Here is a 24,412-nt window from a genome sequence, read left to right as displayed (position 1 = left end):
ATGCTTCCATTTTCGTCGCGATGGACACCCAACACGAGTATTCCGCCTTGTTAACGACGCTTTTCATCTGAATGCTAACGAGATCACGTCATGAAATTGCAAAATATGAAAGAGTTTGTGATTGCATAAACCTCTTTTCATTTGGGCAGCTATGTCTCCATTAAATATCGAATCACGACTTGTCACTCTTGACGACTTTCCCTTTACGGGCCTGAGCACCACCCGACGAATTCGGGTGCTACTGCCACGCAGTTACCAACAATCGGACGCGCATTATCCCGTGATCTACTTTCACGATGGGCAGAATGCTTTTTTTGATAAGGACGCCAAATATGGCACTAGCTGGCGCATTCAAGATGAACTTGACCGTATTTATCAAGCCGATCCCTACAAAGAGTGGATTGTGGTGGCAATAGATAACAGCCCAACTCATGATTTCAATGGACGATTTAATGAGTACTCTCCGTGGAAAATGGACCCAGATTTTAAGTTGCCCGGACGAGACGCTGGCATTTATGAGCTAGGAGGACTCGGTGACCTCTACGCTGACTTTGTTGCTAACGATGTGCGCCAACATATAGATAGAGAATTTAGAACCCTGACCGCACGAGAACATAGATTTGTAATGGGAAGTTCGATGGGCGGTTTGATCAGCGCCTATATAGCGATGCGCTATAACTCTGTATTTGGGAGTGCAGGTGTGTTTTCTCCCGCGTTCTGGTTCAACAAACCCAAATTTTTAGCCTGGTTGTCTGGGGTGCAATTGGACTTGCCTTTGCAACTGTATATGGACGTTGGGACCAATGAGACCAGCGATGAGTCACGCGATGACTTTAACCAAGTTTATGTTGATGATGCAAAGCAAGTGGCCAGAGTATTGACCCATATGGACAATGTTGGTGTCCGGTTTGAGGTATGCGAGGACGCCATTCACAACGAACGGGACTGGCAAAAACGAGTCCCAAATTTCATCCAACATTGCTCTTAGAAAAGCGACTGGGAAAATAAAAAGGGTGGTGCATTGTCCCAAGACGCTGTACCACCCTATTTCTAACCTAACGCCTTATAGCGTGAGCGCAATCGCACCGAGTGGCGACAAGGTAATGGCTAATGTGCCAACACCTTGCGTCACTTCCAACTGATAAGCGTCGGATTGTTCGATCTGCTCGACGGCTAAGTGCGTTCCATCAGACAAGCGCCACTTTGAGATTAACTCGGCAGGAATTGTGAGCTCAAACTCATGAGCAGCCTGCGCGTCAAAGTTAGCCGCCGCAATCACGATCGACGACTGATCATCGGTTACGTTACTGCGTGCAAAGACGTAGCAGCGAGAAAAGGCGTCAGACATCTGCTGTTCATTGGCCTCATGCAGCGCATCAAAGTCGCCTTCTAACGCTTTGCTTGCCAGAGTGAAGTTGAGCAGTTTTTGATAGAATTGGCGTAAATTAGATTCTTTCTCAGTCAGCTGCCCACCATCAAATTTACCGTTATTCATCCAGCGCTGATGATGAGGCACACCCACGTAGTCAAAAATTGAGGTGCGAGTGGGTTGGCCAAATCCAGCCATCTCGTCTCCGGGCTCTCCGACTTCTTGACCAAAATAGATCATGGTGGGTGAAGTGCTTAACAGCGCGCTGACCAGCATCGCGGGTTTGCCTTTATCGGCATCGCCCGCAAACTCCGGTGAGGCAATTCGCTGCTCGTCATGGTTGTCCAAAAAGTGCAGCATGTGATGCTCAATATCGAGCATGTCGCGCTGGATGGAATTAATCGACTGTGTGGACTGCGTCCCTTGCATAATGGCTTTTAGCGTATCGTAGAGGTCTACTTTGTCGTACAGGTAATCCATTTTGCCGAGCTGAATGTAGTCTCGGTACAGGTGGGGCTGATAGACCTCGGCCATTAAAAAGGCATCAGGATTGCGCATTTTAATTGAGGCATTCATGTAGCTCCAGAACTCGACAGGCACCATCTCAGCCATATCGTAGCGAAAACCATCGACCCCTTTTTCAATCCAATACAAAGCTATATCGCGAAATTTAACCCACGAGTCGGGGACTTCTTTACCTTGCCAAAACTCAAAGTGTTCGCGGTGACCCAGTGTGCGGTAGTGCTCGGGGAGGGTATCGAAATCTTTGGTTCCATCTGGGCGAACGCCATAGTTTACTTTGACGGTTTCATACCAGTCGTCCACATCCGGCTTGGCAAGGCGAGAGCCGTTGCCCGTCCATTTAGCCGGGTACTCTTCAAATGGCGTTACCATTGAAGGGTGCTGCTCCCCACCTAAAGGCTGAAGGTGCAGCGGGATATCCGGCAATTCAAAGTGTGTTTGCGGGATGTAGTAGAAATTATTGTGCTTGGCGTATTCAACGCTGGTGTCATCATTTGCGCCAAAATCGACCGTGCCTGTGGGATTAGTGGTGCTTTGATATTGGCGCGCAACGTGATTAGGCACGATGTCGATAATCACTTTCAAGTTGGCTTGATGGGTTCGCTCGATCAACGATTCAAACTCTTGTAAACGCTGCGAGGGGTCGTCTGCGAGATCTGGATTAACGTTGTAATAGTCTTTTACTGCATAAGGCGAGCCCGCACGACCTTTTACAACGCTTGGGTGATCATTGTTAATGCCAATGTCGCTATAATCATTAATAACAGCATGATGCGGAACTCCGGTATACCAAATATGGGTCATACCGAGCTCGTGGATTTTTTGTAATGCAAGAGGCGAAAAATCGCTGAACTTGCCGACGCCATTTTGTTCGATGGTGCCCCATGGTGTGACGTGGCTTTGAGTGTTACCAAAAAGACGGGTGAAAACTTGGTACACGTTAAGTTTATTATATGACATGGCATTCTATAAGGTTGAGGTTAATGCCATAATCATATCGCTGAACCGTGGGGCTCATACTCCTCCTTTTCTGGAACTTTAGGGGGCGTAGAGCGCAAAACCGTGATCCAGATAAATTTTTGTAAAGAATGGAATGCATTGGCCGATATTAGAAGGGCTACTGTATACTCTCATTTGACTCTTTTTTGATGCTTGAACCCTGATTCATGCAAACGGTATAGGAAATATGACCTCAACCACGCTGGTTATTAGCGCGATCTGTTTTTTAGTTCTGATGGCCTGTATGTTCATCGCTTCTACGATAGCGCGTCAAAAGCGTGAGCGCCGTGAAAAGCGTAGGCAAGAAATCGCCTACAGAAAAGCTATGCAACAAGCCCGCGCGCAAGAGCACAGTGATAAAGTATTTAAAGCCGAGACGGGTCATATAGCGACGCAACTCTATTTGGCTAAAGAAGCAGAGCGAAACCAACCTAAAGAGGCGTTGTACTGGTACGAAAAAGCCGCCATGCAAGATAACGAAATTGCGATGCGAGGCATTGTACGTGTGTGTCAACGAGCGCAAAGTGACCCTATCTATCAGAAAAAAGCACAATTTTGGCAGTTAGCTATTAGTGCGCTACAAGGCAGCAATGAAGCCAAAGTAGAGAAGGCTATTGCGTTAATTGAAGGTTATGGGGTTGATATAGCTTTAGAGAAAGGCATTCAAGAAATGCAGGAAGTCGCAGAGCTTGGCTATATTGATGCGATCATCTATATGGGTGACTGGTGGCAGTCCCCTAATAATTCAGAGCGTAATTACTCTAAAGCGGCAACTTGGTTTCGACGCGGCGCTAAGCTGCAAAGTACCGCTAGCATGACTCGATTGGGCGAGCTGTATGAGCACGGAAAGGGTGTGCCGTTAGACATCGGTAAAGCCGGGTACTGGTATGAGCTGGCGGGCGAAAAAGGTGATTTAAACGCTCAATATCGAGCAGGGTGCCTATGGTCCAATGCTGGTGTTCATACCGTGGCCTACGTTTGGCTATTCATGGCGGCTAAAAGTGGCCACGCCGAGTCAGTTAAGCAACGTGATGTGGTCGCCTCAGCGATTGGGGTTGACGTTATTGTGGGTTTGCAGGCACTGGCAAAGCCGCTACATCAAAAGATTGCCAAGGGTGACGTGGTGAAACACTCCATAATTAAGGCGCTCAATAAGTTGTACAACAGGCCCATCTATTTTCCCGAGGTTACAGCAAAAACTGTTGAAACCGATTCAAAACCCATCGATTCACAACAGGCTCCTGTTGACGGTGCGACTCAAATTGGTGCACAAACCGGGCAGGTGAGTAGCGAGCACCCTGCGGGAATATCGAACACTTCATACACTCTTGACCAGCAATCTGCCTTTGGTATGGACGCTGTGAATTTTGGAACACACAACAACTAGCTCGCCTGAAACGCCTCTAATCGATCCCTTGCTTATGCAGCAAGTTGATATTCGCACATTGGTATAGCTTTGTTTCTACGCCTTTTTTCTCCACCGTCTATTTTTTGACTAGGGGGGAGTGAGAACAGCGAGAGTTGATTATAATGTCGGCCATTAAAGGACGGAACTGTAATCATTGGTCGTTATACTCTCAATTAGCCTGCTGCATTAAGGCAGGCCAGAACGATCCATTGAGCGCCACTAGGTGCAATTATTGCTTGATTTACAGTGCGTCCAGTTGACGATCGAGACACAAGGATTAAAGGTATGGGGCATTTAACCCACCAAAGTGAGCCAAAAGATGTGATTTTGCACGCATTTGATTGGCCATATCAATTGATCACCGAACGCGCTGAGCAGATCCATCTGCTTGGCTATAAAACCGTGTTGATATCACCACCGATGAAGTCTTTCGTCCATGAGTCGGGCACAAAATGGTGGCAGCGATATCAGCCGCAAGATTATCGAGTGATCGAGAATCAGTTAGGCAACACATTAGATTTTAAAAAAATGGTCAAGACGCTTGAGCAGCACGGATTGCGTGTGTATGTCGATGTCGTGTTTAACCATATGGCCAATGAAGCTTATCAGCGCCAAGACTTGCAATACCCGAGTGTGCAAGAGATGGCCGCTTACCAAAAAGACGCTAAGTACTATGAATCGTTAAAACTGTTTGGCGATTTGTCCGAACCGCTCTTTACTGAAGAGCACTTTGTTGAAGCGTTTGGTATCAAGGATTGGCAAAACACATGGGAAGTTCAAAATGGCCGTATTACAGGCGGTGAGCACGATCCAGGCCTACCAACGTTAAAGGTGTGCGATCGCGTTGTTCAAGTGCAGCAAGACTATATTAAAGCCCTCAAGGCATTAGGTGTGAAAGGGTTTAGAATCGATGCGGCAAAACATCTTAGCATTGAACATATTAAACAAGTGTGGACCGAAGAGATCAGTGAAGGTGTGCATATATTTGGTGAAATCATTACCGATGGTGGTGCTACGCGCAAAGAATACGCTTTGTTTTTGAAGCCCTATTTAGAAGAGACGCTTCTCGCAGCGTACGATTTCCCGCTGTTCAGTACCTTGTATCGTTCGTTGCAAGCCGACGGCGTACTGTCAGACTTGGTCGACCCATTTACCTTTGGTGAAGCGTTGTCTCGTAAGCGTGCTATCACCTTTGCCATCACGCACGATATTCCTAATAACGATGTATTTATGCCGCTGATCATGACTGAAGAGCTAGAATGGTTGGCGTATTGCTATGTGTTGTGTCGTGACGGCGGCGTACCGTTGATCTACACCGACTTGAATACTAGTGGTATTAAAGGCTCAAACGGAGAACCTCGCTGGCAGAATGCGTGGTGCGATCCGCGCATTCAGCCAATGATAGCGTTTCATAATTTGGTTCATGGCAAAAAAATGGGTGTGTCTGAAGTCAGCGATGACCATTTTGTCTGTCGTCGTGGCGATAAAGGCATTGTTGCTATTAATAAATCGCAACAGGCTAAAACGGTGCGACTGCGATGGTCTAAAGCGATGAAAAATATGGTCGATGGACAATGGGTACACCAAGACGCGACGCACATTCAGTTTGAGATCCCAGCTCGCGGGTATGTCATGCTAATAGACGAGCTCTAAATAAAGCCCCAAGTGATTGTGTCACTTGGGGCTTTGGTTGGTATTAGCTCTCTTCTTTGTATATATGTACATCGCGCTGTGGGAATGGAATGGTAATGCCCTTGGCATCAAATTGCTGTTTCACCTGCTCGGTGACGTCGTAGTATACATCCCAATAATCGACGGTTTTTACCCACGGGCGAACGGCAATATCGACGGAGGATTCATTGAGCGTGTGCACACGTACAATAGGCTCGGGTGCCGGTAAGATCATTTTGTGCTGGGCGAGTATCTCCTTAATAATGGTTTTTGCATCTTCAAAGTTATCTTGATAAGCAATGCCAAACACCATATCGACTCTGCGTTCGCGCTCCGCAGTCATGTTATTGATCACATCCCCCCAAATTTTGTTATTTGGGATCACCAGTGTCTGATTGTCTAAGGTTCGGATGGTAGTAGACACTAAGCTCATGTGACTCACATTACCTTTGATCCCAGCAACCTGGACTAAATCGCGTACATCATATGGGCGATAGATTAAGATCATAAGCCCCGATGCAAAGTTAGACAGTGTATCTTGCAGTGCAAAACCAATGATCACACCAGCCACACCAAAACCGGTTAGCAAGGGGCCGAGGTTTATACCCAATTGCGAAAGCGCGATGAGAATACCCACAAAGGTTACGGTATTGGATGCCATTGAGATAAAGAACTCTTGCATCAAAACACTGAACTTAAGCTTAGCTTGCGTAACACTACGCCTAACCAGTTTAGCCACACCGCGTGCCACCATTCGAGTTACCCAAATGATCAAGCAAAATACCAGCAGCTTCATGATGATTGTGGGGGTATTTTCAATTGCCCAATCTTTAAAAGACTCCAGCCATTGATTGAGAAGGCCATACGCAACATTGATATCTAATATGCCAGAGTTTATATCCCCAGTGAAAGTGAACAGCAACTGTTTGTACTCGGTGACATCTTGCTTATAGGTTTCTAACAGGCCAACAGTTATATTGAGGCTTATCAACATAAACTTCTGCATCTGGGTATAGATAAGTTGCTGCTTCTCGACGTTAGCCACTTCGTCTGCTGGGGTGAGTTTGGCGAGTTGCGCTAAGCCACTGTTACGCTCATCGAAAAACAGAATGAGCTCTGACAGATCTTTCGCCCGAAGATTAAGCTCGGTCAGAAAATCACTGGTGTCTGCTTCTATGTCAAGTTGGTCAGCCCACTTAAAGGTTTGAGCAAGCTGTCGGGTGTAGATGTCTGCTGCACTGATCCGCTGTTGAGCTTCAAAAAATAGCACCGCTTTTTTGTCCGGCTCTGCGGTTAACGCCGCTTCTAATAGCTGATCGGCTGTTTTATCGGAATGAACTAGTAGAGTCTCTAACACATAAATCTGTTCAGAAACTTGAGCTTTAGTGTCGGGGGTTTTAATGCCAGCATCAATTGAATCCGCGAGAGTTTTTCGATGTTCGGTGTTTTTTCGACGTAAGATATCTTCTAAGTAGATGGCTTGAGTCGCATCCGATTCTAATACTGCTAAGATTTGCCCTGCTAAATCACTTTGCTCTGTTTCTTGATTAGCAAGCGCTGGCAAAGTAAGGCACAGGATGAATAGCATCATTCCATGAAGTAGTGTTTTCATTATTCCCTCAATAATTTCATAACCTATTGAGAAATAGTAGGAATTAGAAGTGGAAATGCCAAGTTAAAATCGGATTTAATTTCCGAATAGTGACGCTTGGCCGTATTCAATTGAGCTATGATGAAACTCAGATTTTGTAGGCTTACATAAAGTGATTTTGCTTGGTAGATGAAGGGGGTTTTACTGCTAATTTATAAAATTGGACACTGCTCCACACACTGTACACCCTCGCTTTTACTAGGATTCATCGCACTTATTGCTGGACAGCACAGTGCCAGTAGGTTGGTTTGGTCAGTACTATCGTTGATGACTTTTAACATCGTTTCAATGTTGTCGGTAGCGGCATCCAGTGTCCCCACTTCTTCAAATCTCCTGGTCGATTTGTTGGGTAAGATCACCGATGGCAATCGCAGTATGGTCAATCATTGATTAGCCTAGCTAGGTGGCTTCATCGACCTTGTGCGTAATAGACTTAAACAAGCAGGCGGTGTTTTAGTTTTTAACTTTGGTGATCGAAACCAATATAGCATGGTGTGGAGGCCGAAAATTAAAAAAGCGCCTCTGTGGTAAGGCGCTTTGGTTGTTTATTCTAGAGATTGAGCGAATGCATCAGTGTCGATTGATTGCGGCTACCAAGCGATGCCTAAATCAACAGTGTAACGGCGATCGGTATAGTCGCCCGATACGGGTCCAACCTCTTCAGCATAGGTGGAAACAGATAGCTTAAATATAGATGCAACAAAGTCTATGCCACCTGTAACGTTACCTTGGTACAGTCCTGTAGCAAGTTCAAGTGAAGACCATGAGTTATCATAAATAAGCGCAGACAGACCTAAACGAAGGTTCTGCATCATGTCATCAGATTCAATATCTTTGTAGTATGGTGAGCCATCTTCATTCGTTGTAGGGAAATACAAACGGTAGGTATTTGCACCTAGTAGATCCATGTAGTCGATAGCCAGTCGAGTACGCTTAATAAATGGGATTTCAGGCTCAATTGCACCACCAATATTTACGGTCATTGGCTGTGATCCAAACGCATCTTCGAAGTCGAGACCGCCAATATTCATTACACTAAAGCCTAGAGAAGGGCTAAGAGGGGCGTCGATTTGATAGATTGCACCAATATCGAATGAAAAAGCAGTGCGCGTTTCGCTTGCTCTATCTGCGATGTCATCACCTGACTGTTCAAAGTCGATTAACTCTTGAGCATTAAGCGTATCTTCATAAGAGTTTTGGGCGTAAAACTTACCACCTAAACCCAAAGCCAAATCGCCGATCCAAAGCTCGCGAAGTGTATAGCTAACACCCGCATTTAAACCACCATAGCCTCGTGCTTGTATTTCGACTGAGTCAGCAACGCTATAAGGGTTAACAAGAAGATTAGCTTCTGACGCAGCTAGCAAGCCTAAGCTCCATGCAATGTCACCATGGTTATAGCTAACCGACGAGTAGTTAGAGAAATCGAGATGGACAGGAGTACCTGCATAAGCGTTCAGAACGTCTTTTACTGCTTCCGTATCATCAGTGTCGATAGCATCTAAAATATCTTGCGTAACGTTAGCCGCTTCGCCAGAGGCTGTAAAGCTAAGGCCCAATAGTTCGACGATGAGGCCGTGCTCTGTTGAGAGGTTCGACAAACCAGCAGGGTTTTGAAAAAGTGACGTGCTGTATCCACCAGTCGCAACCCCAGCACCACCCATCGCCATAACGCGTGAGTCTTTGTATAAATAAGCGTGTGGGGCAGCCAAAGCAGAACTAGAAACGGTCAAAGCGACCAGTGTTGGAAGTATCCATTTGTTTGACATGGTCGTTAATCCTATTGGTCGTTTAAGTATTGAATGATGTGATCTAGAGTGATTTCGTCGTTTTCGCCGAGTCCACTTGCTATTTCTTCTTTAAATTCAATGATTGATTTACGAATATCACCATCTTCATCTTGTCCACTAGAATCAACAACCGCTAGAATGGAGTCAAAGCCTTCATTGATTGCACCAACAAGGAATTCTTCCATGTTTAGATCGTCACCAACCCCCTTATTCACAGGGCAAGGGTAGCTTGTTACATCCCCTTTTTCTGCAGGACTGTAATCGCTGAAACAATAGCCATCGGTCATTACCATGCTATCGTTTTCATCAGCTAGAGTGCCTATTAGGTATTGGTCGAATTCAAAGCTAGGCGCAGGGTCTGTGACAGTAAGTAATGTATAAGAACTTCCATCGTCGAAGCTAATGTTGGCCGTTTCAGTTGTCTCTAAATCATCACAACTTGATGAAGAGTTAGTTTGATAAATGTATTCCAAAGCACAGCTTGCACGATCAACGGTTTTATCATCAGGATTGTTATCGCTATCAATCCAAGCGTCTAAGTTGCCATTTAGAAGTGAGTCAATAGCTGTGCTGGTCTTTACTACATTAGTGAAGCCATTAAACAACCTAACACTATCGATGGTGGTATTACTGACATTAGCGCTTTCATGCATTGTGATGTATTGATTAAAAACTTGAGCCGCTGATTGTAGGTCGACTAATGTCGTATCCGTTTTACTCTGCTGCATTGAGCTAACGAAAGATGAAAACCCTTCTGTGTTTTCATTCGTCGTCGCATCGATGATATCAATTAAAGATGATCCCGCACGTCCCATATAGGCGGCGCCTTGATCAACCATGTAATCACCATTTGGGTACGAATCTTGACATGATTGGGAGTCAAGACGAGTCAATGCTGAGTTGAAATTTTGGGTGCTTAGATCTTGTTTTACGTAGTATCTGCAAAGCTCACCATTTTGGTCAACTTCGTTACAGCCCACTAGGCCAAAACCGATTGACAAGATCGCCACCGATAGAAGAGTTTTTTTCATTATAGCCACTGCCTTGTGTCGTTGTTAATTTTTTGTTACGGAACGGGGTTCCTTATCTGATTAATAGTACGACGAACGTTAAACAGGGTCAATTGTAACGGCGTGTAAGCTGGACTGTTTTTTAGTCCTAAAGTTCACTAAATTGTGATGATGTGTGCAAATTGTGAGCTGGGGCGTGTTTTGTGTGTTTCAAAATATGTCCTAGGTGAAAGTGGAAATTACATGGCGTTAAACAAATGTTGCCTTGTGTGTCGCGGCGCTTTCCTCTGCCGCCTGAATAACCTTAATAACATTTAGCGCGTCAATCGCAGACACTGGAGTGTCGCATTGATGGCGTATGTGCCCAGCAAGTTGCTGATAATACTCAGGGTAGCTTCCATTCTCTGTAGCGACTTTGCTGCTGATTTCATTTTCGTTGGTTAACGTACCGTAATAACTTGGATCCTCAATACCCCAGCCTTTTTCGGGTGTAAGGCCCTGCTGTAGCGCGCTTTCTTGAGGGTCTAAACCATATTTAATAAAATGACCTTTCGTACCTTTAATGGTAAATCTTGGTCCTGCTTCGGTACTAAGGCAATCGCCACGTAGAAGGACATCTAAATGCGGATAGTTAAGGATAACCATAAACTGATCTACTGCTTTAGCATTAAGTCTTTGTGCACGTAGAGAACCGTATACAGACGTTGGCAAGCCAAATAACTGCAATGCTTGGTCGACGAGGTGAGAACCAAGATCGTACCAAATACCGCTTCCTGCATCATCAGACTCTTTCCAGCGGGTTTTAACCTCAGGCCGATATCGGTTGAAGCTGGATTCGAAAGTATGAACATCGCCTAGTTCACCGCTTTCTATTAGGGCTTTAACGGTTTTAAAATCGCCATCAAAGCGGCGATTGTGATAGACCGAGAGCACAACGCCATGTTGTTTTGCAAGATCAACCAAGTGCTCTCCTTCGACAGTTTCCACGACAAAAGGCTTTTCGATTGTGACATGTTTACCAGCCAAAATAGCGGCTTTAGCCATTGAGTAGTGCAGTTGGTTGGGTGTGGTGATCACAACAAGCTCTATTGTAGGGTCAGCAAGCAACTTATCGTACTCTTGGTAGACCTTGACTTGCGGATAACGCTGATGCACCAGCGCTTCATTAGAGGAAAGAAATGCAACTAACTCAGTCTCTTCAATAGCCTCAATAAGAGGCGCGTGAAACGTTTGTCCTGACATCCCAAAGCCGATTATGGCCGTTTTTACTTTCTGCATGTTCTTTTCCTAAAGAAGCATTAATTGCAAGTAGTATAACGCTGCCAAGGATTAACTGGCTACGCTTGTTTAAGAGTTAGTAACTGTCAGGTTTTTTTACACTTGGGTTTAGAGTTAATACTTCAAGGTGAACGTATTCAATCATTTACTAATATGGCATCAATTATGCGTTTAGAAAAAGGCGTACATCAGAAATAGGAGAGCGCAAATGAGAAAACTGTTTTTACTCTGCGTAGTGATGTTACTTCCTTTTACCTCACAGGCCACCCCGATTTTAGCGGGTGATACCGCAACGATTTTGATGGTTGGGGACTCAAGGCCAGCTAACCCTAATAACGTCTTTGCCGAATTGCGCTTAGAAGCGTTATCCGACACAGAGATTCAATTTACATTCGATTTGTTGGATTGGACTGAAAGCGGCGACGCTGGACTGACACCGCCGTATTTCCATAGCGGCGCGAAGCTAGATGCGTTTTACTTTAACTTGAACGGTGAGCTTGACCAGTTTTCGTTTAGCGGCTTAGCACCAACTGGGTGGGCAATTGATGAGCTTGACTCTCCAACATGTGCGATTGGCGGTACGGCTAAAGGGTCTGGTGGTGCGTGTTTTGCCTTTGAAGCTGACATTCCACCTCCAGGAAAAGATGTTGAAGATGTCACTGTTAGCAACGACCTAATTTTTACTGTCACCAAAAATTCAGCGTGGGTAATCGAAGATTTTGACGGTGCACCCTTAGGCAAAAGTAATGACGACGCCGCAGGTCCTGGTGGAATATTTGGCGCACACGTGCAAGCACTAGAGTTGACTTGTGATGTAATTACTTCATTTGATGATGATCAGGATAGCGAATGTAGTGACAGTGCATTTATCTATGGAGGAGGCCTTGAGATTACGACATTCGGCATCGACCCTGACCCAATTTCAGAGCCGGCTCATCTCGCGCTATTCAGTCTTGCGTTGATTGGTATGGGAGTGGGTGTACGCCGTCGCCGTCAACAGTAGCCAATTTTCTTAAGATAGAAGCCAGTCATTGACTGGCTTTTTTGCGTCTATTTACCGTTAATAAACAAAATCTTATTGTTTTACATTGCTCATTCGTTGCACACTGTAATTGTAGATGATCACAGTTAAAAGCAGCGAGGAAGCACTATGGGATCCATTGTCGTCCGTCATACCGAACCACAAGATTGGCCATCGGTAAAAGACATTTACACCCATCCGGTGGCTCATTCCGGTACGCTACAATTGCCTTACCCATCAGGAAAGGTATGGGAGCAGCGACTATCCAACATTCCCGATAATGTATACAGCTTTGTCGCCGAATTTGACGGCAAAATTGTGGGTAACTTAGGCATGGAGATCCAAAAAAATCCTCGTCGCCGCCACGTCGCGTCATTTGGGATGGGGGTTATGGATGATTATCAGGGTCAAGGTGTAGGAAGCGCACTGATTGGTGCCATGATCGAGCTTGCCGACAACTGGTTGAATGTACGACGCATTGAACTCACCGTTTTTGAAGATAACTTGTCGGCTATTGCACTGTACGAAAAGTTTGGGTTCGTCCAAGAAGGGATCGCACAAGGCTTTGCTTATCGAAAAGGTGAGTATGTTGATGCTATCTATATGGCGAGATTAAGAACATAGAAACAGAACAGGACTATCAATGACGCAACCCGCAGTAGGCCGCGATGGCATTTCGCTAAACGGCAGTGAAGTACGTAGACCCTTTCAACCATGGTCATGCGAGGTCCATAAGCTGCTTAATTTTCTCGCTGAGGCCGGATACGAGACTGCGCCACAGCTAATACGTGTAGAAACAGACCAGCAGCACAGCCGCTGGGAAGTGTTGACGCTGGTCGAGGGAGAGACGTATGACTTTCCGCTCACAGGTCCCATAGCCTCGACAACGGCCTTAAAAAGTTGCGCACAATTACTCAAGCGTTACCACACTCTTTCTGCGGCTTACTTAATGCAGCTTCGTCAACGCCCAGATTGGCAACAAATAGAGTGGATGTTACCCAGCCGCCAGCCTATTGAGGTGTTATGTCACGGGGATTTCAGTCCTTACAATGTCGCGCTCAATAAAGAGACGGTAACTGGCGTATTTGATTTTGATACCGTACACCCAGGGCCTGCATTATGGGATGTGGCGTATACTGTGTATTGCTTCGCACCCTTTAAAACCGACGAGCACGATCAGCTGTTTACCTTAAATCAGCAAATCCAACGAGCCAAAGTGTTTTGTGATAGCTATGGTTTAGACAATCAGCAGCGGACTCAGCTTGTGCAAGTGATGCAAGATAGAGTACAGGCGTTGGTGGATTTTATGCAGTCGAGCCAAGGTGGCGAATACGGGACGTCTTCGCAGTTAGGCACCTACAAAAATGACATTAAGTATATGCACTCAAACCGACACACAATCATTCAAGGATTGATTGAACCGTAATAACCAAGGAGAGGTTGTGATCTATAAACTACATACTCAACTGGAGCAGATGGACACAGAGACCATCTATAAATTTATCAGTCAGAGCTACTGGGCGAAAGATATGCCGCGGCCACTGTTTGATAAAGCGCTGGCCAATTCTCGCTGTTACGGCTTTTTAGACGAACATGGTAAGCAAGTTGCGTTTGCGCGAGTGATCACCGATTGCGCCACATTTGCGTATTTAGCAGATGTATTTGTGATGCCCGATTATCGCGGGCTAGGCCTGTCGAAACAGCTGGTAAAACAACTATTAGACGATGAGGAGCTTCAGGGCCTTCGCCGCATGATGTTAGCGACAAAAGACGCCCATGGGTTGTATAAGCAATTTGGATTTGAGCCTGTATTGTACCCAGAAATGCTGATGCAAATTTGGCAGCCGGGGATCTATCAAAACGAGTCTGCGATATGAAAATATTTACCGACCGACTCATGCTACGCAATTTTTGTTTAGACGATCTTCCCCACTATTTAGCGATGACCGCCAGTGAGTCGTATCAACGTTATTACCCCGACGAGCAGTGTAGCGCAGCCTTTGGCACTCAACTGGTGAACAGCTTTATTGACGAATCTCAGCAGTGGCCGCGTTTGCGATTTCACATGGCGATCTGTCACTCGCAGCACGACTGCTGGATTGGCGTAGCCAGCGCACGAATTGAAAGCAGTGGTACTGCGTCGATAGGTTTTGGATTGTCGCCTGAGCATTGGGGAAAAGGCTATGTTGTAGAGGCGATGCGAGAGTTAATGCGGTTTATGCAAAGCGAGTATCAGGTGACGCGCTTTTACGCAGAGACGCTGCGTGACAACGAGGCTGCAATCAAGGTATTGAGCCAGCTAGGCTTGTCTTTGGCGAGCGTCCAGCCTAAGCAGTTTTACTTTAAGCAGCAAAGCTGGGATGGGGTTACGTATCAATTCGACTCGCTTCATTGATCGATGTTAAAGAGAATAATCGATCAATGAGGCGAGCACAGAAGATTAAGCGTTGTGATCGACAGGTGCAGTTCTAGACTGCTGGAAGAACAGCTTAGTCTCTTCAATCACCACAGAACGCAGCAGCACTAAGCCAATTAGGTTAGGGATGGCCATTAATCCGTTAACGATGTCGGCGATGATCCAAATCATATCCAACTTCATCACAGAGCCAAGCGCCACCAGTACGATGAATAGCACTTTAAAAGGCAGAACTGCTTTTTGGCCAAACAAGTAAACTACACAGCGCTCACCGTAGTAGTTCCAACCCAAAATAGTGGTAAAGGCAAAGAAGATAAGACCCACAGACACCAGCATTGGACCTAAGGTGTCCGAGTTGAGCCCCGTGGCAAAGGCATGGGTTGTCATGGCGGCACCGGCAAAGTCTGTTTGCCATGCGCCCGTTAGGATCAGTGCCAAACCCGTCATGGTACAGATGATGATGGTATCGAAAAACGTCCCCGTCATAGAGATGAGGCCCTGCTTAACGCAAGAGTCGGTTTTTGCTGCTGCTGCGGCCATTGGCGCACTGCCCAGTCCTGATTCGTTAGAAAACACCCCGCGCGCAATACCCGATTGGATGGCCAGCATAATGCTGGCCCCTAAAAAGCCGCCGCTGGCTGCTGTTGGCGTAAATGCAGACACTAGCACCAGTTGCACCGCGTCGGCCAGTTTATCGGCATTAAGCACAATCACGCTTAAACACGCCACAACGTAGACAACGGCCATGGTAGGCACCACTTTGGTCGCGACTTTTGAAATAGATTGAATCCCGCCTAAGGTTACAAGTGCAACCAGTAGGGTTAGCACAACCGCTGAGCCAGTGCGAGAGAGTGAGAAAGTAATGCTGGCGGCGTCCAAAATGGCGTTAACTTGCGGGAATGTACCAATACCAAAACACGCCACACCAATAGTGAATAGAGCAAATAGGTTTGCGAGCCATTTAGAACCAACACCATCGCGCAGATAGTACATTGGCCCGCCTAGCATTTCGCCTTTGCTGTCGGTTTTGCGGTATTTAACCGCGAGCAAGCACTCTGCGTATTTGGTCGCCATTCCAAATAAAGCGGCCAACCACATCCAAAATAGCGCACCAGGGCCACCGACCTTAATGGCGGTGGCGACACCAACGATGTTACCCGTACCAATAGTCGCCGATAGCGCGGTACACAATGCCGCGAAACTCGAGACATCGCCTTTGGCACTGCTGGAGCTGGATTTGCTAAAAACGAGTTTTAAAGCCGTAGGTAAATGGCGGATCTGAATAAGCCCAAGCTTAAACGTAAAATACGCGCCCGTGCCGACCAGTAGCAGAAGTAGGGGAGGCCCCCAAACAAAATTATCAATTGCGAGCAGTATCGCGTGTGCATCAAGCATGATTTCTCCTTAAACAACTAAAAAATAAGGAGAAGAGAGAAAGGATTTACACTGTAAAGGGTAAATTTTATGGGTATTAACCTGCAGACCAGTAGATAGTACGTACAAAAATGTGAAGTAAAAACAATACTATACTATTGGTGCCTTTCGCTCCTCTGTCCTTTTGCCTGAGAGTTTCACTCTGCGATATGCGCAAAGCTTGCTCCTTCGGCGGCCGATTTCTACCACTAAGTAGTACGGCTCTCTCCAGAGGTTCCTCCAACGACAGTCCCCGCCCATTACTTGCGTAATAAAGCACCTGAAAGATTTACTTCTTCGGTAGGAAGCGCCAGTTCTTAATCATAAGCTGGACGTTTCCACTCTCCTGCGGTCTTCACCGGAACAATTATCGGGTTTCGATAATTGGGCGTATGGTAAGCAAATCTCATTTTTATGTCACGCATAAAATCGGCTGAAATTAATGGCTGGCTATTTTCTCGTCACGCTGGTTAATGGCTTGTTAATTGAGAGAGTGAAGTGACACCTGTTCATTACGCCAAAGTGACAAAGTTTCTGTCACTTTGTTACAGCGGCCAAACAGTATTTGGTATTGAGGGGTGTAATCTACCCCTAAGTAGGTTGTCCTTATCATTTGCGATGTCTTGACATCCACTTGGGTCACAACACGTCCTTTAAAGTTCTGAAACAGCGCAAATTGTTCGCTCTGAAAAACCAATTGCGACGGATAGAAAACAAAGTGATCTTGAGTATCAATAAGCTGACACTTTAAGCCAAAGTTTACCGCGGCAAAGCTGCTTAACGATAGGCCGTAACAAGCTAAGAAAATTAAGGGAGCTACTAGGCGGCGAATCTTCATAGTCTGTCCTTATGATCAGTTTGATGCATTAAGTATAGACAGGAACAAAATAGCCCGCAGAATCTACGCCTAGAGGGTTGAAAATAGCTAAGGTCGACCACAACTGTATAGGTGAGAATGAGAATTGTGATAAATATCAAATTATGTTGACGATGTTGGCTTAGCCATATAGCCTTTTCGCAACAAGATAGACTCATCTTCTTTAACAAATTAGCCTTGGGATCGAAGCGACTTGGTCGACTCCTATCCGCATTGAGTCGGGGAAAAAGGCCTTAACGTGCAAACTGTGACTATTTCTCAAGGAAAGACCATGGTAATACCTGAAAACAGTAGTATTGTGATTTTTGGTGCATCTGGTGACCTAACTTCCCGTAAGTTGATCCCTGCTCTTTATCACCTATATGCCGCAGACAAACTGCCAAAATCCTTTGTTATTTTGGGCGTAAGCCGCACTGAATATAGCGATCAAAGCTATAGAGAAAAACTCAAAGAATCCCTTCACCAGTTAGAAAAAACCGAGCCTTCGAAGCTCGATGCGTTTTGTGAGCATTTGCATTACCAAGCAGTGAACACCTCTGACTGCGAAGACTACGCGAAGTTAGTGACCCGTTTAGACGAGCTCGCCACGCAATATAGCTTTGAGCAGCGCAATACGTTGTTCTATCTGGCAACGCCACCGAGCTTATACAGCGTGATCCCGGCAAGCCTTGGTTACCATGGACTTAACGACGAAAGTGACGGTTGGAAACGCCTCATTGTTGAAAAGCCATTTGGTTATGATCTGGAATCGGCGATCAAACTAGACACCGATATTCATCAGCATTTTGAAGAGCATCAGATCTACCGAATTGACCACTACCTAGGCAAAGAAACCGTTCAAAACCTACTGGTGTTTCGATTCTCTAACGCGATGTTTGAGCCACTATGGAATCGCAACTACATCGAGTATGTCGAGATCACCGGCGCCGAGTCGCTTGGCGTTGAAGAGCGCGGCGGCTATTACGATGGGTCGGGTGCGGTGCGCGACATGTTCCAAAACCACCTCCTGCAAGTGCTTGCGATGGTGGGCATGGAGCCGCCAGCTCAAATTAATGCAGACTCAATGCGTGACGAAGTGGTTAAAGTATTGCAGTGCTTAAAGCCACTGGATGAAAACGATTTAAAAGACAATCTCGTTCTAGGCCAATACACCGAATCGACCGTGCGCGGTAAATTCTTACCCAGCTACCGAGATGAAAACGGTGTCGCAGACGATTCGCGTACCGAGACCTACGTAGGGGTAAAAGCGTGCATTAACAACTGGCGATGGAACGGTGTGCCATTTTACATTCGCAGTGGCAAACGCCTACCGACGCGTGTCACCGAGGTGGTGATCCACTTTAAGAACACGCCACACCCTGTGTTTGGCCAAAATGCACCAGAGAACAAATTGATCATCCGTATTCAGCCTGATGAAGGCATACAGATGAGCTTTGGTCTAAAAGAGCCAGGCGCTGGCTTTAAAGCCAAGGAAGTGAAAATGAACTTCCACTACACCTCATTACAAGAAACTGGCATGTTGACCGCCTACGAGAGGCTGCTACTCGACGCACTAAACGGCGATGCAACTCTATTTGCCCGTAGCGATGCGGTGCGAGCGTGCTGGGAATATGTACAACCCATACTGGACTACAAGCAAGAGCCAAAAGCACTGTTTGGTTATGCCTGTGGTACTTGGGGACCAAAAGAAGCGGACGACCTGCTAGCACGTCGCGATCGCGCTTGGCGCTTCCCATGTAAAAACCTTACTGACACGGATTATTGCGAACTATGATCAATGCCAAGATCTTTGATTCAGCCGACAAGGTGGTCATGCACCTTGCGCAAGAGCTAAAACAACTGAGCGAGCAGGGCACTCCTGTTCATATATCTTTATCTGGTGGCAGCACACCGAAAATGCTGTTCAATTTGCTGGCGCGAGATTACGCCACCAGTATCAATTGGGCTAACTTGCATTTTTGGTGGGGTGACGAGCGATGTGTTGCGCCAACCGACGCCGAGAGCAACTACGGCGAAGCCAATTCACTGCTGTTTAGCCACATTGATATTCCTGCGCAAAATATTCACCGCATTTTAGGTGAAAACGAGCCACAAGCCGAAGCCGAGCGATTTGCCAACGAAATGGCCAGCGAGATTGATTGCGAAGACGGCGTGCCGGTGTTCGATTGGATACTGCTAGGCGTTGGCGCCGATGGCCATACTGCGTCACTGTTTCCAGGGCAAACCGATTACAACGAGCCGCGACTAGGAATTACCGCCACACACCCAGAATCTGGGCAAGTGCGCGTATCCAAAAGCGCCAAAGTGTTGCAAGCGGCCAAACGCATTAGCTACTTGGTGCTAGGCGCAGGCAAGGTTGACATAGTAGAAGAAATTCACACCACCGACGCGGCGAACCTGCCTTATCCGGCAGCAAAAATTCACTCCACTAAGGGTGACACCGAGTGGTTTTTAGATTTAGATGCAGCAGCGAAAATCGCCTGATTTGACTGCTACCAAAACATATAGGGAAAGAGATAATGAAAGGTGATATTGGTGTAATTGGTCTTGCTGTAATGGGGCAAAACCTAATATTGAACATGAACGACCACGGCTTTAAAGTGGTGGCTCACAACCGTACTGCTGCAAAAGTGGACGAGTTTTTGGAAGGCCCAGCAAAGGGCACCAACATTGTGGGTGCTTACTCACTGGAAGAATTGGTAGAGAAACTAGAATCACCGCGTAAAGTGATGCTAATGGTACGTGCCGGTGATGTTGTCGATAAGTTCATCGACGCATTGGTACCGCTGCTGGACAAAGGCGACATCATTATTGATGGCGGTAACACCAACTACCCAGACACCAACCGTCGCGTTGCAAGCCTACGCGAAAAAGGCATCCACTTTATTGGTACTGGCGTATCGGGTGGTGAAGAAGGCGCGCGCTTTGGCCCGTCTATCATGCCAGGTGGTGCAGTTGAAGCTTGGGAAGCGGTTAAGCCAATCTTCCAAGGCATCTCTGCAAAAACAGACAACGGTGAGCCTTGCTGTGACTGGGTGGGCAACGATGGCGCTGGCCACTTCGTTAAAATGGTGCACAACGGCATCGAATATGGCGACATGCAGCTGATTACCGAAGCGTACCAGTTCATGAAAGACGGCCTTGGTATGAACGCCGATGAAATGCAAGCCGTGTTTGCCGACTGGAACACCACCGAGCTAAACAGCTACCTTGTAGAAATCACCGCCGACATCCTTGGCTACAAAGATGAAGATGGTGAAGCGTTGGTTGAGAAAATTCTCGACACCGCTGGCCAAAAAGGCACCGGTAAATGGACCGGTATTAACGCCCTAGATCTTGGCATTCCACTGACCTTGATCTCTGAGTCTGTGTTCTCTCGCTGCCTGTCGGCGCTAAAAGACCAACGTGTTGACGCCGAAAAACTGTTTGGCAAAACCATTGCACCGGTTGAGGGTGACAAAAAAGAGTGGGTTGATGCCCTGCGCCAAGCACTGCTTGCATCTAAGATCATCTCTTACGCACAAGGCTTTATGTTGATGCGTGAAGCGTCTAACGAAAACGGCTGGGATCTAAACTACGGCAACGTAGCGCTTATGTGGCGCGGCGGCTGTATTATCCGCTCAGCATTCCTAGGCAACATTCGTGACGCCTACGAAAGCGATCCAGAGCTTGCGTTCCTTGGCTCAGATGCGTACTTCAAAGGCATCCTAGACAACTGCCTAGGCGCGTGGCGTAAAGTTGCGGCTAAGTCGCTAGAAGTCGGCATTCCAATGCCTTGTACAACCTCAGCGCTTACGTTCCTAGACGGTTACACAACCGCTCGCTTGCCAGCCAACTTGCTGCAAGCACAGCGCGATTACTTTGGCGCACACACCTACGAGCGTATTGACCGTCCACGTGGTGAGTTCTTCCACACCAACTGGACAGGGACAGGCGGCGATACCGCATCGACTACCTACGACGTATAAGTCGCGATAATCACTCCAAAAGCCTCGCAGTCGCGGGGCTTTATTTTATGTCGTCTAAAGGGCTTCTAGCGCCAGCAAAATGAGTGCCCAGTACATGAGTATAAATTTGGGTGGTAGTAACATCGGTATGGCCTAACAGCTCTTGCACCGTTCGAATATCTTTGCCGTTTCTGAGTAACTCGGTGGCGAAGCTATGGCGAAAGGTGTGACAATGGATCCGCTTGTGGCCAAACCCACAGGCACTCACCGCTTTCTTCAATGCTTTTCTTGCCGCAGAGTCGCTCAGGTGGTGACGGCATAAAACTCCTGTATAAGGGTGTAGACACAACCCAACAGATGGAAAAACATACATCCAACTTAGCTGCTTATAAGCGTGTGGGTATTTTCTATCGAGTGCATAGGGAAGCGATGGGCCAACATTTTGTTTATTGTCTCTAATTTGCAGCGCTTTCGCTTGAGAAATTAATGCTGAAACCTCGGGTTCAAGATGCTGACTTAGTAGTGTTTTGCGATCTTTTTTCCCTTTCCCATCATGCACAGTAAGAGCGCAAGCCTCAAAATCAAAGTCCATCACCCGTAACCTAAGCCCCTCGTTCACCCGCAGCCCTGAACCATAGAGCAAAGAAAAAAGCGTGCGAAATTTACCATCACTCGCCTCAATAAGTTGCTTTACCTCCATAGGAGTGAGGACGCTCGGTATCTTCCGAGGCGATTTTGCATGATGAAAACCTAAATCTCCCAACGGCTTATTAAGGTGCTGGTTGTATAAATAGGCTAATGCATTAAGAGCCAGTTTTTGAGTGCCAATAGCAACACATTTCTGATTGGCAAGGTGCGATAGAAATGTTTCAACCTCTTTTGCGCCCATCTCACTGGGGTGTCGAAACTTGTGAAACCGAATAAAGTAGGTGATCCAATACAGATAGCTCTTTTCTGTTTTAAGCGCATACCCACGCAGTCGCATTCCTTGCTTCACTTCACTTAGAAATTCGCTTGCCATACGGCCGAGCCTACCCTCGCTGTTATAAAGCTATTAGCATATGGGATTGAACAAAACTGAGGGACTGAAAAAGGTGTGAATTTACGATGAGTATTCCCGATTGGATCGCAATCAGGGATAAATGTGTTTGATTATTAACAGGTTAATAACTATCTTGATGAATTAATAGGAAACCTATTAGTAGGCTATGAGTCCCGACGGTGTTGTTTGGATTAGTGGGAACGCCTACTAATAAGCTGTTAGCAATAATCGAGTGGGTATATGGAAATTAGCTTTAGAGTAGCAACCGTGAATGATGTAGATTTAATAGGTTCTTTAGTTGTAGATCTTACTGCTGAAATATGTGAATTAACCAATACCGCACATTTTGATATAGATTTATCAGGCACAATTGAACGTTGTAAAACGTTAATTAACGATGGTCACTATGCCGCAATTATTGGAAGTCAAAACGATACTCCTATTGCAGTCGTAACTATGTCAGAAACATATGCATTATATGCCGGTGGTAAAATCGGTGTCATACAAGAGTTTTACGTTTCACCTGATTTTAGAGCTTCAGGTATAGGTTCAATGTTAATTGAACAGGTTAAAAAGTATGGTAATAAGAATGAATGGTCATGTATTGAATTATGTACGCCACCTCTACCTGAATTTGAACGTACGTTAAACTTTTATCAAAAAAACGGTTTGAATCCTGTTGGTGGTCGTAAAATGAGACAAGCATTGTCGTAAGTTATTGCTAACAAGAGCTTTAAACGGAACAAAAACAGTTGGCTACGTTCCGCTACGCTCCACAATTATAGCCAACTATTTTTGTCCGCTTAAGCTGGCGTTATGTTTACTTGTATTTCAAAGGCTTAAATATCTTAGGCTTTAGCTCTTTGTCCCTCTGGCAATTTGTTCCGAGTAGACTCAGCAAATCCGTATTGTCGGCTTAAATTCTTGAATCACTCAGGCCGTAAAACATGCCAATATTCGAGGGTTGCTTCATTGTAAGGTCGTAGCGGTCGGTTTCAGGTTTAACTGGCTCAAAGTCGCTTTGAGATTCTTAGCCAAGTAGTATTTTGGCTTGGCAGTTGTCTCGGCAATTTGCCATTGTTTTGCGCTTTGCTTGGAAAGACAGGGCACTTGTTGGTGCTTTTCTGAGTTGTCTCATTAGGCAGGGAAGTGGAATTACACGTTTTAGGTTGGTCGCCTTTGGCGGTCAAGTAGGTTTTAGCCTTGTGGTTTGGTTCAGAAAACTAGTTAGAAATTGCAGTTCTTTCTCAAGTAAATCATGTATTTGTGGTAAAACATAACAAACAATTCAACAGTGATTCGCAACGCTTGGCGCTCTCACTTCGAGTTGAGTTTGGTGTTTACGGCATAATGTTCAAGTTCAGTGCTTGCGTTGCTCACACGTTAATTGGGCGTTATGGCTCTCCTAACCGTTTGCTAAGGATGACTAACTTGGATTTAGAAAAACTGATCATTGAAAAAGAGCTTTCTCTATTAACCTTTGAGGTAAGGCATAGTGAAAGCGCGTTGAAATCATTGCTATCATCTGAGTTCTTAGAAGTTGGTGCATCAGGAGATTATTTCGGGTTACCAGAAGTATTGAACGAACTGCCGATTCAAAATAACTGGAAATGCCATGCACAAGATTTTGAGTTTCGAAAGTTGGATGAGAATATTGCTCAGTTAATTTTTAGAGCACATATTACAACTCGCGATAATGTGGTCGGGGCATATTCTCGTCGTACTTCAATTTGGAGACTAGAAGTGGACGGCTGGAAAATGGTTTATCATCAAGGAACTAAAGTAGATAAATTTGAGCTAAAGCCATAACAAATAAGGATTAAGCGCTGCGCCAGCCAGCGTTAAATCCCGAGTGTTGAACAAGCCCGTTGTCTCTCTATAAGTAAATTGTGCGATTGTCGGCTCAGGTGGTCACGCCTTGATACTTTTCTCAAGGCGAACGCTGTCGTGATAAGACCTAAAGTGACATCTTATCAGCAGGTTAGCGTTTATTTACTG

The 24,412-nt window shown here is 46.0% G+C and carries 21 protein-coding genes and 1 riboswitch; of the genes, 13 read left to right on the top strand and 8 right to left on the bottom strand.

Translation table 11 applies throughout. From position 1 onward, the window contains the following. Window positions 1-121: 121 nt before the first annotated feature. Window positions 122-988 (top strand): alpha/beta hydrolase-fold protein, encoded by an 867-nt coding sequence (locus tag ST37_RS17495; RefSeq protein ID WP_084888804.1) that lies wholly within the window; start codon window positions 122-124, stop codon window positions 986-988. Between the two features lie 75 nt (window positions 989-1,063). On the opposite strand, the gene ST37_RS17490 is transcribed toward ST37_RS17495, so the two are convergent. Continuing rightward, window positions 1,064-2,851, bottom strand: coding sequence for an alpha-amylase family protein (locus ST37_RS17490; protein ID WP_084888802.1), 1,788 nt, complete (start codon window positions 2,849-2,851; stop codon window positions 1,064-1,066). A 226-nt stretch (window positions 2,852-3,077) separates the two neighbouring features. On the opposite strand from ST37_RS17490, the gene ST37_RS17485 reads away from it, so the two are divergent. Together ST37_RS17485 and ST37_RS17480 are read left to right on the top strand one after the other, a co-directional pair. Continuing rightward, window positions 3,078-4,277 (top strand): tetratricopeptide repeat protein, encoded by a 1,200-nt coding sequence (locus tag ST37_RS17485; protein ID WP_084888800.1) that lies wholly within the window; start codon window positions 3,078-3,080, stop codon window positions 4,275-4,277. 306 nt (window positions 4,278-4,583) lie between these two features. Beyond that, complete coding sequence (locus ST37_RS17480) at window positions 4,584-5,951, top strand: alpha-amylase family protein (protein WP_084888799.1); 1,368 nt, start codon at window positions 4,584-4,586, stop codon at window positions 5,949-5,951. Window positions 5,952-5,994: 43 nt separating this feature from the next. Here ST37_RS17480 and ST37_RS17475 read toward each other — a convergent pair whose 3' ends face one another. The 4 genes from ST37_RS17475 to ST37_RS17460 form a co-directional block, all read right to left on the bottom strand. Further along, window positions 5,995-7,581 (bottom strand): mechanosensitive ion channel family protein, encoded by a 1,587-nt coding sequence (locus tag ST37_RS17475; RefSeq protein ID WP_084888797.1) that lies wholly within the window; start codon window positions 7,579-7,581, stop codon window positions 5,995-5,997. Between the two features lie 629 nt (window positions 7,582-8,210). Continuing rightward, a complete protein-coding gene (gene traF / locus ST37_RS17470) occupies window positions 8,211-9,389 on the bottom strand; it encodes a conjugal transfer protein TraF (RefSeq protein ID WP_084888795.1) in 1,179 nt (392 codons plus the stop codon). A gap of 11 nt (window positions 9,390-9,400) precedes the next feature. Beyond that, window positions 9,401-10,441, bottom strand: coding sequence for a hypothetical protein (locus tag ST37_RS17465; RefSeq protein WP_084888793.1), 1,041 nt, complete (start codon window positions 10,439-10,441; stop codon window positions 9,401-9,403). A gap of 228 nt (window positions 10,442-10,669) precedes the next feature. Further along, a complete protein-coding gene (locus ST37_RS17460) occupies window positions 10,670-11,698 on the bottom strand; it encodes an oxidoreductase (protein ID WP_084888791.1) in 1,029 nt (342 codons plus the stop codon). A gap of 208 nt (window positions 11,699-11,906) precedes the next feature. Here ST37_RS17460 and ST37_RS17455 point away from each other — a divergent pair, with 208 nt between their 5' ends. From ST37_RS17455 to ST37_RS17435, 5 genes are all read left to right on the top strand, one after another. Next, window positions 11,907-12,701, top strand: a complete 795-nt coding sequence (locus ST37_RS17455) for a PEP-CTERM sorting domain-containing protein (RefSeq protein ID WP_084888789.1) — start codon at window positions 11,907-11,909, stop codon at window positions 12,699-12,701. Between the two features lie 147 nt (window positions 12,702-12,848). After that, complete coding sequence (locus tag ST37_RS17450) at window positions 12,849-13,343, top strand: GNAT family N-acetyltransferase (RefSeq protein WP_084888787.1); 495 nt, start codon at window positions 12,849-12,851, stop codon at window positions 13,341-13,343. A 19-nt stretch (window positions 13,344-13,362) separates the two neighbouring features. Then, complete coding sequence (locus ST37_RS17445) at window positions 13,363-14,145, top strand: aminoglycoside phosphotransferase family protein (protein WP_084888785.1); 783 nt, start codon at window positions 13,363-13,365, stop codon at window positions 14,143-14,145. A gap of 49 nt (window positions 14,146-14,194) precedes the next feature. After that, window positions 14,195-14,596: a GNAT family N-acetyltransferase gene (locus ST37_RS17440; RefSeq protein WP_084888935.1), complete on the top strand. Its 402-nt coding sequence runs from the start codon at window positions 14,195-14,197 to the stop codon at window positions 14,594-14,596. Continuing rightward, window positions 14,593-15,114, top strand: coding sequence for a GNAT family protein (locus ST37_RS17435; protein WP_084888783.1), 522 nt, complete (start codon window positions 14,593-14,595; stop codon window positions 15,112-15,114). The genes ST37_RS17440 and ST37_RS17435 overlap by 4 nt, the downstream gene beginning before the upstream one ends. A gap of 45 nt (window positions 15,115-15,159) precedes the next feature. Here ST37_RS17435 and ST37_RS17430 read toward each other — a convergent pair whose 3' ends face one another. Together ST37_RS17430 and ST37_RS17425 are read right to left on the bottom strand one after the other, a co-directional pair. Next, entirely contained in the window at window positions 15,160-16,530 is a 1,371-nt protein-coding gene (locus ST37_RS17430) for a sodium:alanine symporter family protein (RefSeq protein ID WP_084888781.1), read from the bottom strand. A 145-nt stretch (window positions 16,531-16,675) separates the two neighbouring features. Beyond that, window positions 16,676-16,790, bottom strand: a riboswitch (glycine riboswitch). 239 nt (window positions 16,791-17,029) lie between these two features. Beyond that, the gene (locus ST37_RS17425; RefSeq protein ID WP_084888779.1) at window positions 17,030-17,386 is read right to left on the bottom strand and encodes a hypothetical protein; all 357 of its coding nucleotides are present in this window, start codon (window positions 17,384-17,386) and stop codon (window positions 17,030-17,032) included. Between the two features lie 310 nt (window positions 17,387-17,696). Between ST37_RS17425 and zwf the strand changes: the two genes are divergently transcribed. From zwf to gnd, 3 genes are read left to right on the top strand one after another with little or no spacing between them, the layout of a single operon-like run. Further along, entirely contained in the window at window positions 17,697-19,199 is a 1,503-nt protein-coding gene (zwf, locus tag ST37_RS17420) for a glucose-6-phosphate dehydrogenase (protein WP_084888777.1), read from the top strand. Then, window positions 19,196-19,909, top strand: a complete 714-nt coding sequence (gene pgl / locus ST37_RS17415) for a 6-phosphogluconolactonase (protein WP_084888775.1) — start codon at window positions 19,196-19,198, stop codon at window positions 19,907-19,909. The genes zwf and pgl overlap by 4 nt, the downstream gene beginning before the upstream one ends. 35 nt (window positions 19,910-19,944) lie before the next feature. Continuing rightward, window positions 19,945-21,393, top strand: coding sequence for a decarboxylating NADP(+)-dependent phosphogluconate dehydrogenase (gene gnd / locus ST37_RS17410; protein WP_084888773.1), 1,449 nt, complete (start codon window positions 19,945-19,947; stop codon window positions 21,391-21,393). Between the two features lie 40 nt (window positions 21,394-21,433). Here gnd and ST37_RS17405 read toward each other — a convergent pair whose 3' ends face one another. After that, a complete protein-coding gene (locus tag ST37_RS17405) occupies window positions 21,434-22,393 on the bottom strand; it encodes an integron integrase (RefSeq protein ID WP_084888771.1) in 960 nt (319 codons plus the stop codon). A gap of 261 nt (window positions 22,394-22,654) precedes the next feature. Between ST37_RS17405 and ST37_RS17400 the strand changes: the two genes are divergently transcribed. Further along, complete coding sequence (locus tag ST37_RS17400; RefSeq protein WP_084888769.1) at window positions 22,655-23,128, top strand: GNAT family N-acetyltransferase; 474 nt, start codon at window positions 22,655-22,657, stop codon at window positions 23,126-23,128. Window positions 23,129-23,845: 717 nt separating this feature from the next. After that, window positions 23,846-24,223: a DUF4440 domain-containing protein gene (locus ST37_RS17390; RefSeq protein ID WP_172401030.1), complete on the top strand. Its 378-nt coding sequence runs from the start codon at window positions 23,846-23,848 to the stop codon at window positions 24,221-24,223. Window positions 24,224-24,412 lie beyond the last annotated feature (189 nt).

The sequence above is a fragment of the Vibrio sp. qd031 genome, assembly GCF_002100145.1.
Lineage (GTDB): Bacteria > Pseudomonadota > Gammaproteobacteria > Enterobacterales > Vibrionaceae > Vibrio.
This window is presented reverse-complemented; position numbering and strand designations above follow the sequence as displayed.

Coding starts and splice junctions, on each gene's coding strand:
- ST37_RS17490 (WP_084888802.1), bottom strand. CDS start 2,851: ATGTCATATAATAAACTTAACGTGTACCAAGTTTTCACCCGTCTTTTT.
- ST37_RS17485 (WP_084888800.1), top strand. CDS start 3,078: ATGACCTCAACCACGCTGGTTATTAGCGCGATCTGTTTTTTAGTTCTG.
- ST37_RS17480 (WP_084888799.1), top strand. CDS start 4,584: ATGGGGCATTTAACCCACCAAAGTGAGCCAAAAGATGTGATTTTGCAC.
- ST37_RS17475 (WP_084888797.1), bottom strand. CDS start 7,581: ATGAAAACACTACTTCATGGAATGATGCTATTCATCCTGTGCCTTACT.
- traF (WP_084888795.1), bottom strand. CDS start 9,389: ATGTCAAACAAATGGATACTTCCAACACTGGTCGCTTTGACCGTTTCT.
- ST37_RS17465 (WP_084888793.1), bottom strand. CDS start 10,441: ATGAAAAAAACTCTTCTATCGGTGGCGATCTTGTCAATCGGTTTTGGC.
- ST37_RS17460 (WP_084888791.1), bottom strand. CDS start 11,698: ATGCAGAAAGTAAAAACGGCCATAATCGGCTTTGGGATGTCAGGACAA.
- ST37_RS17455 (WP_084888789.1), top strand. CDS start 11,907: ATGAGAAAACTGTTTTTACTCTGCGTAGTGATGTTACTTCCTTTTACC.
- ST37_RS17450 (WP_084888787.1), top strand. CDS start 12,849: ATGGGATCCATTGTCGTCCGTCATACCGAACCACAAGATTGGCCATCG.
- ST37_RS17445 (WP_084888785.1), top strand. CDS start 13,363: ATGACGCAACCCGCAGTAGGCCGCGATGGCATTTCGCTAAACGGCAGT.
- ST37_RS17440 (WP_084888935.1), top strand. CDS start 14,195: ATGGACACAGAGACCATCTATAAATTTATCAGTCAGAGCTACTGGGCG.
- ST37_RS17435 (WP_084888783.1), top strand. CDS start 14,593: ATGAAAATATTTACCGACCGACTCATGCTACGCAATTTTTGTTTAGAC.
- ST37_RS17430 (WP_084888781.1), bottom strand. CDS start 16,530: ATGCTTGATGCACACGCGATACTGCTCGCAATTGATAATTTTGTTTGG.
- ST37_RS17425 (WP_084888779.1), bottom strand. CDS start 17,386: ATGAAGATTCGCCGCCTAGTAGCTCCCTTAATTTTCTTAGCTTGTTAC.
- zwf (WP_084888777.1), top strand. CDS start 17,697: ATGGTAATACCTGAAAACAGTAGTATTGTGATTTTTGGTGCATCTGGT.
- pgl (WP_084888775.1), top strand. CDS start 19,196: ATGATCAATGCCAAGATCTTTGATTCAGCCGACAAGGTGGTCATGCAC.
- gnd (WP_084888773.1), top strand. CDS start 19,945: ATGAAAGGTGATATTGGTGTAATTGGTCTTGCTGTAATGGGGCAAAAC.
- ST37_RS17405 (WP_084888771.1), bottom strand. CDS start 22,393: ATGGCAAGCGAATTTCTAAGTGAAGTGAAGCAAGGAATGCGACTGCGT.
- ST37_RS17400 (WP_084888769.1), top strand. CDS start 22,655: ATGGAAATTAGCTTTAGAGTAGCAACCGTGAATGATGTAGATTTAATA.